Genomic DNA, 18,078 nt, shown 5'->3' with positions numbered 1-18,078 from the left:
CTGCCGCATTAAACTAAACTCAGATAAATGTATATAAAATATACCACAAAACACGGTATACAAAATCTTGTATGCCATAAAATTTTCCTCATCATGCGATTAACCTGCTTGTTTTTGTTTGCATCGCTGATGCAAGTCGCCGCTGCCGGATTTGCACAGAAAATTTCCTTGTCAGAAAAAAACACACCTTTGGTCAAGCTGTTTGCTAATATCAAAGTGCAAACCGGGGTAGATTTTGTGGCAGACGGAGATATCCTTAAGGCAGCAAGGCCCGTGAACATCCGGGTGGTTGATATGGAGCTAAAAGATGTTCTGGAAATATTATTCAAAGATCAGCCGTTAGCCTACGAAATTCAGGATAAAATAGTGATAGTGTCCCGGAAAGAGCCGTCATTATTAGACAGAATCAGCGCAGTTTTTACTAACATAGACGTAAATGGCTTAGTCGTTAATGAACGCGGAGAGCCCATGCCAGGAGCAAGTGTATCAGTTCAAGGTGCAGGAAAGTTATATATTACCGATGCCAATGGTACATTCAAATTGCTTGATGTTTCCGGGAAAGAGACGATCATTACCAGATATATCGGCTATAAACCGGATACCACGGTACTCAAATCGAAAACGAGCATTGTTATTGCTTTAAAGCCCTTAGCGGCACAGTTATCAACGGTTACCATTGTAAATACAGGGTACCAAAACTTAAACAAAGAACGTGCGACCGGATCTTTTGGCGTGATTACAGCCAAAGAACTCGCGCAGTTCCCAACTATCAGTGTACTTGAACGTATCCAGGGAATGGTACCGGGTGTTAATGTCTCCACGAAAACAACAGCCGGCCAAAGCCGCAACGGAACCATTAACATTCGCGGTATTTCGACGATAGTTGGCCAGTACACGCAGGTGAGCGTGGAGCCTTTGCTCGTTATTGACGGATTTCCATCACAGATTTCCATTGCGCGAGGTGCATTAGACTTTCTCAATCCGGATGACATTCAACAGATCACCTTTCTTAAAGATGCGGCTGCCGCATCCATATGGGGTATCCAGGCTGCCAACGGGGTCATTGTAGTCACCACAAAAAAGGGAAAGCAAAATGCTGCCCCCACCATTAACTTCTCGACAACTTACAGTACAAGTGCAAAACCAGGCACGGAGTATGGGCCGAGACTTTCGGTTCCCGATTATATAAACCTGGAAAAAGATATGATTAATGCTAATCTGTTAACTGACCCCGTGCCATCAAGTTATCTTCCGGCCAATAACAGTCAGGCTCAAGCCATCATATTCAAGAACAAGCGGGGAGAAATCAACGAAGCCCAAATGAATACGGAGCTCGCGGCACTCGGGCAAAATGATAACAGGGGTCAGATTTCCGAGTATTTATTGCAAAAGCCTGTCACGCAACAATATAACCTGTCGCTGTCAGGCGGGGGGGTCAATAGCTCTTATTACATGTCCGGTTACTACTATACGGACGACCGGGTATACAAAAGTAACCGGAACAAAGGGTATTCCTTCAATATTGGTACAAGCTCGGGGCTCTTTAAAAATCGCATAACCATCAATACATCCTTGAATTATGCCAACACTACAGATAAAACTAATCCTACGTCGGCACAGGCCATGAGCATGTCAACCGGAGGCCTGCGTCCGTATGACATGCTAACAAATCCTGATGGCAGTACCAAATATTATGATGTTTTTATGGTTCCCGAACGGGCCAGGGAATTTGAGAAACAGGGATACCTTCCATTTCGATATTCTCCAATTGACGAGTTGAAGTACAACAACACCGTGAATACCGGAAATAATCTCGGTATTATTATAGACGTAAATGGTAAGATTACACCGTGGTTGAGTTTATCGGTTTCAGGCAACCTGGGCAGGAATTTCAATGAGCGGGAAAATTATCAGGAACCCGACAGCTATGCATCCAGAATCATGATCAATAGGGCAACGAGTGTTAACACCGCCGGGAAATTGGTTTATGGCATTCCGATGGGTGGGAAATTGGCTCTTAATAATTCATTGGTCAGAAGTTACAATGTCAGGGGGCAGCTGAACGTGAATAAAAACTGGAACGATAAGCATGAACTGAATGCGGTTCTGGGCAATGAAATCCGTGAGGTTTTTAGTAAAACCAGTGGTGAGAACCGTTATGGCTACAATAAAGAGATTAATTCATTTAGTAGTGTAAACCCAACAGTTCGGTACACGGATATCTATGGCCAGCGCCCCAATATAGGCAGTACAACCGGGCCGGTAGTGGAGAAAACCACAAGGGCGCTTTCCTACTACGCAAACGCCGCCTACACTTACGATAAAAAGTACACCATTTCAGGGAGCGCACGTTTTGACGATCTTAACCTTTTAGGCGTTGAGCGCAGAAAAAGAGCCATTCCGCTTTGGTCTGGCGGCCTCAGTTGGAATCTAAAACAAGAAAGCTTTTTGAAAGATGTCGAATGGTTAAGTACCTTATCCGGCCGCTTTACCTATGGTTTTACCGGGAACGCGCCACAAGGCTACGCGCCGGTAACCGTTATAGATTTGTCGGGCACTGACTTTTATTCGGGACTTCCCTATGCAACCATAAGCCGTCCGGCAAGGGATAACCTGGCGTGGGAGAAAACAAGAATGTTGAATTATGGCCTTGAATTTTCATTATTCAATGGCCGCATTTCCGGCACATTAGATTACTACAAGAAACACACCACAGACATATTCTACACCTTACCGATCAATGCAACCTACGGATTTAGCGAAACTTTATTCAACGCAGCAAGATTAGAAGGAAACGGTATAGATCTGGGGCTTTCTTTCGCCCTGGTAAGGTCTAAAACAGTAACCTGGAACAATACCATCAACTTGTCATACAATACCAACGTTGTTCATGACGAACGCTTTAAATTGCCTATCGGCAACGAAGATGTCACACAAGGACAAATCATCCACGATGGTTATCCAACTGATTTCCTGTTCTCCTACAAGTTTAAGGGTTTGGATGCCAAGGGTGAAACACTTATTGAAGATCCCAAAGACCCCGGTAAAATTTACACGACTGCTGACTATCCATATTATGACATTAAAGCGTATTCCGGCAGAACAGCTTCTCCCTGGTTTGGCGCCTATTTTACAAATGTCACTTATAAGCGCTTTGATCTGGGTTTACAGTTCCAGTATCAGCTTGGTGGGGTTTTTCGGAAACCATCCATCAACACACTTACTGATTTTGTAAGCAGTGCAGGGGATCTGGCAAAACGCTGGAGAAACCCCGGTGATGAGTTGACCACAACAGTTCCCGGAATTAATGCTGATTATAACCTGGGTTATTATTATGGCGCCAGTGTGGATAGGTATACCAATTCAGATTTGCTCGTAAGAAGCCGGAGCAATGTTAAGTTGCAACAAGTACGCCTGGCGTATTCGGTACCTCAGCAGGTAGTGGCCAAATTCGGAATTAAAGCTTTAAGCTTATCGGCGGTTTGCCGCAACCTGGGTATGATCTGGGCTGCGAATAAAGAGAAAATAGATCCCGACTACCTTTATAGTGAAAGTAGTACTTATCAATTGGCTCCTGTCCGGACTTATTCTTTCCAAGTTAACCTGAGTTTATAACCTCACAAAGACAAAATCATGAATATTGTAAAAATATTTTTAATAGCCATACTAACGTTTGCCTTGGTATCTTGCCGTAAGTACGTAGAAAATGTTCCGGTTCAGGGGCAAAGAGTTTTGGTCTATACACAAGATTACCGCCTACTGATCAATGGCCAAACAAGTGCTGAAATTGGCTCAGGGAATTCGGCCATTTTGGGTTGTGATGACATTGATCTAAAAGATCCTAATATTCAGGATCAAATCTCAACAGACAATTCGAACCTCGCGATGTATACCTGGGACAAGCCCTTTTATCTTGAAAAAGTTGACGATTTTGACTGGAATGGCATGTATAAAGCGATGTACACCTACAACACTGTAATATCGGGCGTTTTGAATAGTAAAGGTGGTTCGCTGGCGGAACGGAATGAAATTTATGCTGAGGCACTTGTACAGCGGGCCTTTACTTATTTTACCCTTGTAAACTCCTATGCTAAGCAGTATGATGCAGGGACGGCTGGATCTGACCTTGGCGTGCCGCTCTTACTTGAAGCAAAGTTATTCGTCCCTCTACCGAGAGCAACAGTTGCCCAGGTTTATGCTCAGGTGCTTAAAGACCTGGAAATTGCTATCCCCCTGATATCGGTTACCAAAGAAAATGCTGTAAGGCCGAGCAGGGCGGCAGCTTATGCCTTACTGGCCAAAGCACATTTAAACATGCGGAATTTTGAGGCAGCACGCCAGGCCGCAGAACAATCGCTGGCGCTTTCAGGACAGCTTTATGATTACAACCTATCAGCCGGTCCTTTGAACGCTCCATTTCCTACTCTTTTGGAAAATAAGCAAATCCTTTTGCGTAAAATACCCAGAACTACCTATTCGGCATTACAGTTAAGTGATGACTTGCTGAATTTATTAGGGACCAAAGATCTGAGGTATGTGCTGTTTACCAGGTTTGGTGACCAGTTTTATCCAAGTTTTAACGGCAGAGGTTTTTGGGCCGGAGGCGGTTCCGATCCGGCATGTGTTGGTTTAACGGTAAATGAAACGTGGCTGATCCGGGCGGAATGCCTGGCAAGGGCAGGACAACGTAATGAAGCGATAAAAATGTTGAATGACCTGCGTAAATTTAGGTTTACTCCAGACGATTATGTAGCGCTAACCGCCACGAGTGACCAACAGGCTTTGCAAATGGTCATTGATGAGCGCCGGAGGGAGTTTTTCGGAACAGGCCTGCGCTGGTTTGACCAGAAACGCTTAAATAAAGAGCCTTCACTGGCCAAAACAGTCACACGTACCTTTAAGAATGTTACTTACACGCTGGCACCTAACAGTAACGGGTATGTTTTCCCTTTTTCTTCAATCATTGTAAACCAGAATCCGGAACTAATACAGAATCCAAAATAAATCCATCTACTCATTTTCCGTATTGATATACCCTCGCCGGGTTCATCAATACGGAATTGAATTGCCTAAAAAAAGTCTGTAATGCAGAAAAGTATCGTTAAAATAGAAAATCTGTCACATAAATATAGCGCCAATTGGGCTATACGTGACATTAACATGGAGATCAACAGCTACGGGATTGTTGGGCTTTTAGGTTCGAACGGCGCGGGAAAGTCGACAACCATGAACATCCTTTGCGGATCCCTGAACCAGACCGAAGGCAACGTTTACATCGATGGTGTAAATTTTAGGGATGATCCTATGCGGGCAAAAAAAGATATAGGGTTCTTACCCCAAAACCCACCGTTATATATGGACCTTACTGTCGACGAGTACCTTTTGTATTGCGCAGGATTAAGACATATGTCGGGTAACGAGCGAAAAGACGCAGTAAAAGCAGCCAAGGAGCGTTGCGGGATTACGCACTTTAGCAACCGGCTAATAAAAAACCTCTCCGGTGGATACAGGCAACGCGTGGGGATAGCACAAGCAATTGTACACCGGCCCAAAGTACTTGTTCTGGATGAACCAACGAATGGGCTGGATCCAAACCAGATCATCGAAGTAAGGGCGTTGATCAAAGAGATAGCCAGGGACAGGGTTGTTATATTTTCTTCTCATATCCTTTCTGAAGTACAACTGCTATGCAGGGATATCATGATGATCGAGAACGGTAGAATTGTTTTTGAAGATAGCATGGATGCATTTAATAATTACATAGCACCGCATAGCATGCTCGTTCACCTGAACAATATGCCAGCGATCATGGAACTTGAAGCCATTCAAGGCGTCATGAAGGCAGATCTGCTTACCGGGAAGCTCGTTCGGCTGTTCTTTAGCGGCGACTCAGGAATCGCCGAGACCATAGTAAACGAAAGCGTTAATAAAGGCTGGCGGCTTCAGGAGATCACGCTCGAGAAGAACTCAGTCGAGGAAATATTTAAACAACTATCACAACACCAGTCCAATAAAACATCTTAATGAAAACTATTTTCAGAATTGCAAAGACAGAGTTAAAATTACTTTTTTATTCTCCGATAGCCTGGTTTCTCATTATCATCTTTTTGGTTCAATGTGGAATCGTGTATTCAAAAATGCTGGAATCCTCTGCCGAAATCCAGGAAGGCGGCTTTAAGAATACTTTCAGCATAATTGCAGGGATATTTTCTGGATCAAACGGAGTGTTTTCGACTGTAATGGGAAACTTGTATCTCTATCTTCCTTTACTTACCATGGGCCTTATCAGCCGCGAAACCAGCAGTGGTACAATCAAGCTGCTCTATTCATCACCCATTCGTGTACGCGAAATTGTATTGGGAAAGTTTGGAGCGATGGTAGCACTGAGCGTTTTACTGGTTACCATTGTAGCTTTTTTCATCACGTTAAGCTATTTTACCGTACAATCACCTGATACCGGTTTACTTTTAAGCAGCCTGCTCGGCTTGTTCCTGCTACTTTGCGCTTATTCTGCTATCGGGTTGTTTATGTCGTCCCTGACTACTTATCAGATTGTAGCAGCTGTCTGCACATTTGTAACCTTCGGTATCCTGTATAATATATCAGGTTTGTGGCGTGGGGTACCATTTTTAAGAGATGTAACTTACTTCCTTTCCGTGGCTGGTCGTACTGACTGGATGCTTGCCGGGCTGATCACCAGTAATGGTATCGTGTACTTCCTGGCTATTGTGTTTCTTTTTCTGGGACTAACGATCTATAAGTTGAAGTCTGGCATGGAATCAACATCTCCGCTGGTAAAAGTTACCCGTTATGGCTTTATTTTCATTTGTACGCTGGCTATAGGCTGCGTCAGTGCGATACCCCAACTCATTGTGTATTTCGATGTCACGGGAAATAAAACCAACACCATTAGCCCGGAGACCCAAAAGATCATCAGGGAACTTGGTGACGAGCCGCTGGAAGTGACCGGTTATGCTAATTTGTTTGGCGGTTTTATGGAGGACGGAAATCCCGAATCCTACCAGAAAAACATCAACTCGTGGGCGCCTTACGTTCGTTTTAAACACAACATTATCCTAAAAAGTGTCATGTATTACGATACGCTGGGTCTGGGTGGCGAAATTAGGAGAAGAAATCCCGGAAAATCCTTAGCGCAGATTGCCGAAAAGGCAGCCAAAAACGGTGACATGAGCCTTGATCAGTTTAAGCGGCCTGAAGAGATCAGAAAAATTATAGACCTTTCACAGGAGCCCAATTATTACATCATGCAACTCAAATATAAGGGACGAAAAACCTTTTTGCGCGTGTTTCCTGATAACGAGCACTGGCCTTCTGAAACGGAGGTATCGGCTGCATTAAAAAGGCTTCTGCAAGCTAAAATACCCAAAATTCTTTTTGCAACAGGAAACCTGGAACGTAATATTAATAAGATCGGCGACCGTGATTATCGTGCGTTGACAAACTTGAAGAGTTTCAGAAATTCGCTGTTAAATCAGGGCTTTGACGTGGACACCGTTTCATTAGAGACCGGTGTTATTCCTTCCGGTATTTCCGCTCTCGTATTGGCAGATCCAAAGATCTTACTTGGTCCCTCGGCAACAACTAAGCTACAAAAATATATAGATGCCGGTGGTAACCTGTTAATCTCCGGCGAACCCGGAAAGCAAACTGTTTTGAATCCTTTGCTGAAACAATTTGGTGTGCAACTGATGAATGGTGCTATCGTACAACAAAGTAAGGATCTGCAGCCCGACCTGGCCGCACCCTTCCTGACCAGCATAGCAGGAAACCTTTTCCCGCCGCTAAAGCAAATACATCATGATAGCATAGTTGTCTCCATGCCGACAGCGGCGGCACTTTCTATCGAAGGCTCAACAACATACGATATTAAACCACTGCTGATAACCGATGCCAGAAAAAGCTGGTTAAAAAAAGACAAATTTTTAAGTGACTCTGCAACCGTCAAGTTTGAGCCGGAGAAAGGCGACCTGAAAAAGCCATTTCCGCTCGCCGCAAGTATTACAAGAAATTTAAACGGTAAAGAACAGCGCATCATCGTTTCCGGAGATGCCGATTTTATGTCGAATACTGAATTGAATCGCTTTAATATGAGGACCGCAAATTTTGCCTTTAATACGGGCGTTTTTAGCTGGCTGAGTTATGGGCAGTTTCCGATCAGCAGTTTCCGGCCCATGGCAAAGGATACCTTGGTACTGGTTACAAAAGACCAGGTTAAAAATTTAAGAGTTGTGCTGATCTGGGTGCTTCCGGGCATCTTACTGGCCATTGGGAGTATAATATTAATCAGGAGAAAAAGAAAATAACGATGTCATTCCTTATCGATCAGCAGACCATTAACGACCTGAATATTTTCGGCAAACAGGGGGCCGATTCCATTTATCAGATTTTCAATAGAACCACTACGCGTGGCGGAGCGGCGATCCTGGAAGAGATGTTCCGCTCCCCGCTTTCCAATTATGCCCAAATTACTGAGAGAAGTGAAACTATTCAATATTTCGCTAAAGCAGGATTAAAGTTCCCTTTTCCTGCCCATCAGTTTGATACGGTGGAATCCTATTTGCGGAATGTTGATCATCGGACCAAGCTTTCAGCACAGGACGATTCGGTTGTCAGAAAGCTTAGCAACATGGTTATGCCGGACGGCGATACCTCTTCCATGCATAATGGGGTTACGGTCTTATTAGTGCTCATGAAGGATCTAACTCAGTTTCTGACCGGCTTAGAACCGCACGCGTTGAATTCTTACAGCTCGGAGGGGACTGAGATCTTGAGTCTCCTGAATAATCCTGCATTTTCACATGGGTTAGCAACAAAGTCAGGAAAAAAACTTTCAGCTGCGGAATTCGCAGAATTAGATGAGTTTTTCAGGTTTCGCTTCCGAGACATGGTCATCAAATTACTGACCTATATCTATAAATTGGACGTGTATATCACTGTTGCAAAAGTCGCTGCAGATCAGGGATTTGTTTTCCCCAAAGCTATGCCCGAAGATCGGAATGAAGTAAGGCTTGAAGGCGTTTACCATCCCCAACTGGAAAAGGCCGTGCCCAATTCCATAAGTATTACGGCAGACAGTAACGTTATTTTTCTGACCGGTGCAAACATGGCGGGCAAATCAACCTTTATGAAGTCGCTGAGTATTGCCCTTTATATGGCGCATATGGGTTTCCCGGTTGCAGCAAAACAGATGCAATTTTCCGTTCTGGACGGAATGTTTACGACCATCAATTTGCCGGATAACCTGGGCATGGGTGCCAGTCACTTTTATGTTGAAGTCTTAAGAATTAAAAAAATAGCATTAGAGCTTAAGCAGGGGAAGAACTTGTTTGTACTATTTGATGAAATGTTCAGGGGCACGAATGTTAAGGATGCCTGCGAAGCAACCATTGCTTTTACAGAAGCCTTTGCAGGTAAGCGGAACAGTCAATTTGTGATTTCCACACATATCATCGAGGCAGGAGAAGTGCTTAAAAAGAAATGCGGCAATATCAACTTTGTGTATTTGCCGACACTTATGGATGGGAACCAACCGGTATATACCTATTCGTTAAAACAGGGGTTAACCGCAGATCGCCATGGTATGGTGATTGTTAACAATGAAGGTATCCTGGAAATCTTAAAATCCGGCCTGGAGCGGATGTCTAATCGAGGATTATGAGCTTTAAAATCGACAAACAAACTCAAGAAGATTTGAACTTACTGGGTAAATACACACCAGGTTCTGTTTTTAATCTATTCAATAAAGTGCAAACCAGTGGCGGAGAGCGGCTGCTGCAGCAAATGTTTCAACAACCACTTACTGATCCGCAAGCGATCAATAAACGATGCGGTTTATTTAGCTACTTCGGACAGAAAAAATTGTTATTCCCGTTTAGCAAGCAGGATTTCCAGGAAGTAGAAAATTATTTCCGCATAGGTACAAGCAGCAATTATCCGGGCGCCCTATTGCATGTCGTTTCCACGAGGGTTCAAAACTATCTCCTAAAGGATGAACGCTATGAGAAATTACAAAACGGCCTTTCGGTAACGATTAAAATGTTGAATGATTTGTGCAGGTTTCTGGACTTGTTAAATGATAGTGAAACGACGCCCTTTGACCATGAAAAAAGCGTACTCTTAGATATCCTTGCCCATCCCCGCCTCAGGAATTTATTGGAACAAATAAAATCGGCAAAGTTTTCCATCGTGCAACTGGCGGCTTATGATTATCTGATCAAAAAAACGCTGCAGGCAGATATGGAAACCCTGCTGGAAAATATTTACAAGTTGGATGTTTACATCGCCGTAAGCGCAGTTGGCAGAGATCGTGGATTTACTTATGCGGAAGCGGTGCCTAAAGCAAAGCATCTGGTCAAAATCAGCGAAGTATGGCATCCGGCGTTAGTTAATGGGGTTGCCAATCCTATAAACTTTGACGAAGGCAGTAATATGCTATTTCTGACCGGAGCCAATATGGCTGGTAAATCTACAATCATGAAAGCGTTCGGCATTGCAGTTTACCTGGCCCATATGGGTTTTCCCGTTGCTGCGAAATACATGCAGTTTTCAGTTCGCGATGGTATTTATTCCTCCATCAATGTCTCCGACAACCTGAATATGGGGTATAGTCATTTTTATGCAGAAGTATTGCGCGTAAAAAAGGCGGCGGAGGAGGTAGCTACCGGAAATAGCTTCGTCGTCTTATTTGACGAATTGTTTAAAGGCACCAATGTAAAGGATGCGTATGACGCTACGCTGGCCGTTACAGCCGCTTTTGCGCAATATCACCAGTCCTTTTTTATCATATCTACACATATTATCGAGGTAGGCGAAGCCTTGCAGAAAACCTCCGAAAATGTACAGTTCGCTTTTTTACCAACGGTTATGCACGGTAACGTACCAAAATATACTTATAAGCTGGAAACGGGCATAACCACTGACCGTCAGGGTATGCTCATTATTGAAAATGAAGGAATACTGGCCTTATTAACTGAAAAATAACATGAAAAACTATATAACTGAAACTTTTCCTCCAGGAAAAAGGCTTTTCTTTTCTCATTGGGTAAAGCTGGTTCCGCTGGTTTGTATCCTGTTCATTTTAGCTACCCCTTCCTTTGCCCAAAAAGGGTTAAGCCGTGTGGAAGCAGAAAAGCTTGCAAGAAAAGAATGGACGATAGAAAAAAATAAGTTGCGTCCGGCAGCGGAGAAGGTCTGGTCTGAAGGAGTTATCCATTTTGGGAAATATAACATGGCTATTGCATATCGGGCATTCGGCGACAAACCTGCCGACGGGCGTAGCCTTTATATCTCGCTTCATGGGGGCGGAAATGCTCCTCCGAAGGTCAACGATCAACAGTGGGAAAACCAGCGGACGCTTTATCCGATAAAAGAAGGATTTTGTATTGTGCCAAGAGCACCTACTAATACCTGGAATTTATGGCACGAAGACCATATCGACAATTTGCTGGATTCATTAATCCGCTACGCTGTCATCCTGGAAGATGTCAATCCAAATAAAGTCTACATCCTGGGCTACTCTGCGGGCGGTGACGGGGTATTTCAACTGGCCCCGCGTATGGCCGACCGTTTTGCTGCTGCTTCCATGATGGCCGGCCACCCCGGAGACGCCAATGCCCTTAATCTTCGAAACCTGCCCTTTGCGATATACATGGGAGGCAAAGACACCGCTTATAGCCGCAATACCCTGGCCATCGCTTTTAACCAAAGATTAGACAGCCTGCAGCGGCTCGACCCTAAGGGATTTATCCACGATTTTCATTTATATCCAGATAAGGCGCACTGGATGGACCGGCGGGATACAATTGCGATCCCCTGGATGGCCTCTTTTACCAGAAACCCGCTTCCCCAAAAAGTATCCTGGGTACAAGATAACCGGCTTCAGCATCGCTTTTACTGGTTGTCTGCGCCTGTCGAAACACTTCGCGAAGGCGCGGCAGCCGAACTAAGCATAAAAGGAAATCAGATAAAAGTAACAAAGAACACCTTTAAAGTATTGAATATTAATCTTAATGATAAAATGATGGATCTTGATCAAAAGATTACTGTTTTACAAAATGGGCGTACCCTATTCCGGGGCAAGGTCAGGCGAAATTTAAAGACCATCAAGCGGACGATTCAAGAATATCAAGATGGTCAAATGATCTTTTCCGTGAAACTGGTTTTAACGGGAGATCAAGTGACTGTGAAAAATGCCTGAGTCCATTTACAACGATGAACGGATCGCCGAGTCGTGGCGAGTCATCAGCCTGCAAATCGATAAATGTTAAATCAAACGAAAAGAAAAATTTAATGAAAAAAATATTTTTGACCGGAGCGGCCACCATGGTTTTGTTAGCTTGTATCGTAAGCCAAAATACGATGGCCCAAACAATACGAAAGTTTCGAAAAACCAATATGGTTGCCGAACTTCCCTTAGATCCTGCAGTTCGTATGGGGAAACTGGCCAATGGCTTTACTTATTACATCCGTCATAACGAAGAACCCAAGAATAGGGTAGTATTCTATTTGGCCAACAAAGCCGGGTCTGTTCTTGAGCGCAACGAACAGCAAGGCCTGGCGCATTTTCTCGAACATATGAACTTTAATGGCACCAAGCATTTTCCAAAAAGTGATCTTGTTAACTATCTTCAAAAAACAGGTGTACGTTTTGGTGCCGATCTGAATGCTTATACATCATTTGACGAAACAGTGTACCAGCTGCCCCTGCCATCTGATGACCCGGAGATCCTGACTCAAGGTATACAGATTATGCGGGATTGGGCACAGGAGGCCACGCTTGATCCGGACGAGATCAATAAAGAAAGGGGAGTGGTTTTGGAAGAGAAACGTTTGGGTAAAGGAGCCCAGGACAGGATGCAGCGTCAATATTGGCCGGTTATGCTTAATCATTCCCGGTACGCAACCCGCATGCCGATCGGGACAGACTCGGTACTTACAGGGTTTAAGCCCGAAACCATCAGGTCGTTTTACAGGGACTGGTATCGGCCCGATCTACAGGCGCTGATTGTAGTAGGCGATATTGACGTGAACGAGATGGAAAAGAGCATCCTGAAAAAGTTCAACGACCTGAAAAACCCAAAAATCGAAAGAACAAGAGTCCGATATAGCATTCCACTTACCGGTAAAAATCAGTTTTTAACGGTAACTGATAAAGAAATGACATCGACAGTGTTGCAGATCATCATTAAACATCCGGGCCTTGCGCTGAAAACGGCGGGTGACTTTCGCCAATCCGTAATCAGGGAACTCTTTAACTTTATGATGAATGAGCGTATTACTGAGTTACAGCGCCAGGCTAATCCGCCATTTATAAGCGGTGGCATGGGGATAGGTGAGCTTTTAGGAGGGATCGACCAGTTTTCGGTTTTTGTAAATGCGAACCCGGGTCAATTGGAAAAAGGGCTTAAAGCTATTTGGAGGGAAACCGACCGGGTAAAAAAATTAGGTTTTACGCAAACAGAGCTGGACCGGGCTAAGCAAAATTACCTGAGTAAAATGGAAGCCGGCGTCAAGGAAAGTAAAAAGACAAACTCAGATAGTTACGTTAATGAATACCTTCAATATTTCTTAAAAGGAACTGCATCCCCGGGTATACAATTTGAATATACGCTGCTCAAAAAATCTTTACCGGGAATAAATTTAAGCGACCTAAATAATCTGACCCGGGCGCAAATTAAAACATACGATAGGGATATATTAATAATGGCTCCGGATAAGGATAAAGCCATTCTGCCTGATGAAAAAACGGTGCTGACCTGGATGGGCCAGGTTGAGCAGGAAAAGCAATTGCAGTACAAAAATATTGTGAATGAACAACCTTTACTTACAAGTAAACCAAAGAGCGGCCGTATCGTCAGCGTGTCTACCGATAGTTTATTAAACGTTACCACTATTCATTTTGCAAATCATGTCAAAGTCATTCTTAAACCAACCGATTTCAAAGACAATCAGATTCTGTTCAGTGGTTCTACTCCCGGGGGATCCTCCTTGTATAGCGACAACGATTATGAATCAGCTTCTAACGCGGCCGGTATAATTTCATCTTTCGGCGCAGGTAATTATAATCCCATCCAATTGAATAACTATTTGTCGGGCAAACAATTTGGGGTACATATGCAAATGTCAGAACGCACGACGGGCGTTAACGGATCTGCAGTTCCCGCTGAATTAGAAAACGCACTGGAGCTATTGTATGCCTACTATACACAACCAAGAAAGGATAAAGACCTATTTGTCGGATTGATTACCAAGTCGAAAGCAAGCCTCGAAAACCGGGCTAATTCACCGATGAATGTTTTTCAGGATACGGTTTATGCAGTATTAGGCAACCACAATATCCGCAGAAGCGGCCCAAGTATCTCAAAAATAGATCAGATAAGCCTGGATAGGGCTTTCGATATATATAAGGAGCGCTTTGGAAATGCCTCCGGCAGTACATTTACTTTTGTCGGCAATTTTGATGTAAAGGCCATACAACCTTTGCTGTTAAAATATATCGGCGGTTTACCTGCATTGGACTCTGTAATTCCTGCTAAGGATTTAGACATCAATATTCCGGAAGGAAACTACGAAAAGAAGGTTTTCAAAGGCACGGAAGATAAAGCAACCGTGTTATTGGTCTGGTCCGGCAAATTCAAATACAGCCAGTCGAACCGGTATACCATGGACGCCCTTAAGGAAGTGCTTACCATACGTTTGCTGGAACGATTACGGGAAGAAGAAAGCGGCGTATATACACCGAGCGCATCTGTAAATGTTACCAAATTACCACAGGAACGCTTCTCCCTGATTGTGAATTTCGGCTGTGCACCGTCAAATGTGGACAAATTAATTGCCTCTACACTTGATGAGGTAGCGAAACTGATAAAATCCGGGCCGGAACCAGTGAACGTCAATAAATGGCGTGCCGAAGTCCTGCGATCGCAGGAAACTGAAGTGAAAACCAATGAATGGTGGCTTGGCTATATATCCGGCCAGATACAAAATGAAGAGCACCTGGAGGATGCCCGCATTTACACAGGATTAATAAACGCCGTAAAACCAACGGATGTTAAAGATCTTGCCGTTAAGTACTTAAATGGTGAGAATTTTATCAAGTTCATCCTGCTGCCCGAAAGCAGCAAGATTCAATAAGCATCAAAATAATCCGCTCGTCGTTCTTTATCGTTTCCTCATATCGTTAAATGAGATCAGTTAAATTAAGTGTCTTTTTTGAGCAATAAAGACAAGCCGCTGCTAATAGCTGCAAATACCAAGTTTGGACCTGATGCTGGATGTGTGCAGCCATTATTGTACTCTTTGCGTACCTGGGGCTATAAGCCTTTGCATCAGGATCCAATCTTTGGAGGGCACCGGCCATGAGCCCGAAGTGATGCCGTATTTTGTGACTGACCTGCTACTTTGTATATTTTAATATATCAATTATCCGGGTATCAAATGGGATAATTGTGTAAAAAGGCTTTTTATTTAAAACTTGTTGAAAGATCTCGTATATCAAAACAAACCTCCAAAAGGGATTAGAACATTATATAAATGTCATAATTTTCTGAATAATAGGTAGTTATTTAATCTGAGAAAGAGACGTGATTGAGAAATATCTTAGTCAAAAACCAAGTAAACCCCTAACAGTTAAATTGTTAGGGGTTTAAACTTATTGTAGTAGCCCAAAGGAGAATCGAATCCTTTCGATAATTAATATTTCCTATGAAATCTGATAGACCAAATTATAATATATTGTTTATTAAAAACGTATAATAACCTTATGATATCGGGTACCTATTTCAAGTTTCGCGGCCGCTTTGAGTTAAATCCTCACCCGTATGATATCGGCTGGCCGATATTTACAGACAGAGTTTTCGGTTTAAATTTTTTTGTCAATAAGATTTATAAGATCAAAAAAGAAGAGTACGCTACGTTTTACAATTACCAGTTAAATCATTACCTTGAGTGCCATCCGCTGCAACTCTTGATTATTCAAAAACACTCTATCTACTACTTTTACTTTCGCTTTGTAATTCACAAAAGGATCACTGTTTAACCAACCGTTTGCAATACAGATACGCACGATCTTTTTAAAGTTTTTAAGGTATTTAACAGCTGAATTATTTGCACATCTTCTTATAGAGCGAAGGTAGAAATCATAACTTACTATAAAATCATGATCAATATCCCGGATGTCAATATCGGCGGTATTATACTTCCATTTGATAAATTCGGAAGTATGTTTTAAAGAGGTTTGATAACGCTCTAATGTCCCTTTTGCGAAATCGGCACCGACCAAAGAAGCCACCTGTGCATTGTGATCCTTAAATACATCAAGGATCATCCTAACGGATTCCGCTTTACCGGTGAGTTTACTTTTTAGCCGTTCGGCTGTAATGACTGCTTTTTGCTCCGTAAGGCTTTGATGGGCGTCATACACCATAGCTTGTAACTGGTCAAGATAAGCATTAAAGGTTCTGGAAGCTTCCTTGGTTCCTTTTAACCGTCCTGCCTTGCTATTCCATTACAAAGGATCGCAGCTTCGTGCCGTGGTAGTTTCAGACCGTTTACCGGCAACGGTAATACGAAGATAGATCGGCACAGGGCCGTCTGTGTAGTTTTTTGGTTTCTTCAAATAGAAGAGTAAGCTGAAATTAGTTTTCATGTTAAATAACATTAAAAGTGAAACAAAACTAAGCTTGCAGCTGATCATAATCAAGATGTTTAAATATTGAACATCTTGATAGTCAAATAGATATGACTAATTCGGTGAGTTTGGGTTTCTCAAAATTCACTCACCATATCACGCACTAATTATATGCGAATTGAGCGTTTGATATAAAAACAAAAGCCCGCAATCATATGATTTGCAGGCTTTTAAATAATTTGATATCAAAATCAGCGGAGAGCTAGGGATTCGAACCCCAGGAACCTTTCACAGTTCAACAGTTTTCAAGACTGCCGCAATCGACCACTCTGCCAGCTCTCCGGGGACAAAAGTACAAATCCGGAGCGGATTGACAAGTATCGAAATGATTTTTTTTCAATTTCTTAACTTTTGTGGCTAAGTTTTTGATAGACAGATAATTAATTTTTAAAATGGTCGGATTTTTTCTGCCTGAAGCTGTTGAAACGTGGTTTTACCACCCTTAAACTGCGTTTTGAAAGCTCAACCGACGCGTTTAATTCAAACCCGATAAGCAAAATCAGCGAGTTTATGTACATCCAAAGCATCACTACAATCAGAGTTCCGATTGATCCGTATACTTTGTTATATGATGAGAAATTGTTGATATAATAGGAAAAACCAAGAGAAGTAAGCACTGCCAGCGCGGTAGCCAGTACCGAGCCCGGATTTACAAAGTTCCAACGTTTTGTATGGGCAGGGCCGTATCTGTACAACCAGGCTATGCTGATAAAAATAATAATAATAATCATGATCCACCGGAACAACATGATAGGGTAGATCCAGAAATGACTTTCTTTATTAACGTGCAGCTGAATCCAGTGAATAACGGCCTGGCCGGCAATCATAATGGCTATCGAAATAAAAAGTGCCATACTAATAGCTATGGTAATGCCCGTAGCAACCAGCCGCCGTTTGAGCCAGCTTCGCCGGTCGGTAATTAGCGATGCTTTGTTGAAGGCCTTCATCAGGTTAATTACGCCATTGGTGGCAAAGTACATGGTTGATAAAAAACCAAACGAAAGCAACTTGATATTTTGGTTCTTGATAATGTCAATAAGTGTCTCCCTGAAGGCTAAATAAGCGTTTGTGGGCATAACTGATGCCAAAACGGTTAATAATGTCCCCTGGAAGTGTTTTATGGGTATATAAGGGATCAGCGTAAACAAAAAGATTGTGGCAGGGAATACGGCCAGCATAAAACTATAGGCCAGCGCGTATGCGCGGTTAGTTAATGAGGTTTTAGTGATCTCCTTGATAAAAAAATCAATCACAGTATACAACGGCAGCGGACGAAAACCTGGCAAAATGATATATTTTGTCCACTCTATAATATACCGGTAAAAACTAAAACGCAGCAAAAAGTGGTGAAGCCATCTCATCTAACCAAA

Annotated in this window: 11 protein-coding genes and 1 tRNA gene; 8 read left to right on the top strand and 4 right to left on the bottom strand. The window is 43.0% G+C overall.

What is annotated here, in order from left to right; all coding sequences use genetic code 11:
* Nucleotides 1-93 precede the first annotated feature (93 nt).
* From PQ469_RS14870 to PQ469_RS14835, 8 genes are all read left to right on the top strand, one after another.
* Complete coding sequence (locus tag PQ469_RS14870; protein WP_274213671.1) at nucleotides 94-3,615, top strand: SusC/RagA family TonB-linked outer membrane protein; 3,522 nt, start codon at nucleotides 94-96, stop codon at nucleotides 3,613-3,615.
* An 18-nt stretch (nucleotides 3,616-3,633) separates the two neighbouring features.
* A complete protein-coding gene (locus PQ469_RS14865) occupies nucleotides 3,634-5,004 on the top strand; it encodes a RagB/SusD family nutrient uptake outer membrane protein (protein WP_274213670.1) in 1,371 nt (456 codons plus the stop codon).
* 81 nt (nucleotides 5,005-5,085) lie between these two features.
* Nucleotides 5,086-6,024 carry an ABC transporter ATP-binding protein gene (locus tag PQ469_RS14860; RefSeq protein WP_274213669.1) on the top strand — a complete coding sequence of 313 codons (939 nt, stop codon included), beginning with the start codon at nucleotides 5,086-5,088 and terminating at the stop codon, nucleotides 6,022-6,024.
* Complete coding sequence (locus PQ469_RS14855; RefSeq protein WP_274213668.1) at nucleotides 6,024-8,324, top strand: Gldg family protein; 2,301 nt, start codon at nucleotides 6,024-6,026, stop codon at nucleotides 8,322-8,324. Before PQ469_RS14860 ends, PQ469_RS14855 begins: the two co-directional genes overlap by 1 nt.
* 2 nt (nucleotides 8,325-8,326) lie before the next feature.
* Nucleotides 8,327-9,679 carry a MutS-related protein gene (locus PQ469_RS14850; protein ID WP_274213667.1) on the top strand — a complete coding sequence of 451 codons (1,353 nt, stop codon included), beginning with the start codon at nucleotides 8,327-8,329 and terminating at the stop codon, nucleotides 9,677-9,679.
* Entirely contained in the window at nucleotides 9,676-11,001 is a 1,326-nt protein-coding gene (locus PQ469_RS14845) for a MutS-related protein (RefSeq protein ID WP_274213666.1), read from the top strand. Before PQ469_RS14850 ends, PQ469_RS14845 begins: the two co-directional genes overlap by 4 nt.
* Before the next feature lies 1 nt (nucleotide 11,002).
* Nucleotides 11,003-12,217, top strand: coding sequence for an alpha/beta hydrolase (locus PQ469_RS14840; RefSeq protein ID WP_274213665.1), 1,215 nt, complete (start codon nucleotides 11,003-11,005; stop codon nucleotides 12,215-12,217).
* A gap of 92 nt (nucleotides 12,218-12,309) precedes the next feature.
* Entirely contained in the window at nucleotides 12,310-15,153 is a 2,844-nt protein-coding gene (locus tag PQ469_RS14835) for a M16 family metallopeptidase (protein ID WP_274213664.1), read from the top strand.
* Between the two features lie 796 nt (nucleotides 15,154-15,949).
* Here the strand turns inward: PQ469_RS14835 and PQ469_RS14830 are convergent.
* The 4 genes from PQ469_RS14830 to PQ469_RS14815 form a co-directional block, all read right to left on the bottom strand.
* The gene (locus PQ469_RS14830; protein WP_274213663.1) at nucleotides 15,950-16,444 is read right to left on the bottom strand and encodes a phage integrase SAM-like domain-containing protein; all 495 of its coding nucleotides are present in this window, start codon (nucleotides 16,442-16,444) and stop codon (nucleotides 15,950-15,952) included.
* Between the two features lie 81 nt (nucleotides 16,445-16,525).
* The gene (locus PQ469_RS14825; protein ID WP_274213662.1) at nucleotides 16,526-16,666 is read right to left on the bottom strand and encodes an Arm DNA-binding domain-containing protein; all 141 of its coding nucleotides are present in this window, start codon (nucleotides 16,664-16,666) and stop codon (nucleotides 16,526-16,528) included.
* A 237-nt stretch (nucleotides 16,667-16,903) separates the two neighbouring features.
* Nucleotides 16,904-16,990 (bottom strand) — tRNA-Ser (locus tag PQ469_RS14820).
* Between the two features lie 98 nt (nucleotides 16,991-17,088).
* Nucleotides 17,089-18,069, bottom strand: a complete 981-nt coding sequence (locus PQ469_RS14815) for a YihY/virulence factor BrkB family protein (protein WP_274213661.1) — start codon at nucleotides 18,067-18,069, stop codon at nucleotides 17,089-17,091.
* Nucleotides 18,070-18,078: the final 9 nt, after the last annotated feature.

The sequence above is a fragment of the Mucilaginibacter sp. KACC 22773 genome (assembly GCF_028736215.1).
GTDB lineage: Bacteria > Bacteroidota > Bacteroidia > Sphingobacteriales > Sphingobacteriaceae > Mucilaginibacter.
The sequence above is the reverse complement of the archived record's forward strand: the minus strand, read 5'-3'. Positions and strand labels throughout refer to the sequence as shown.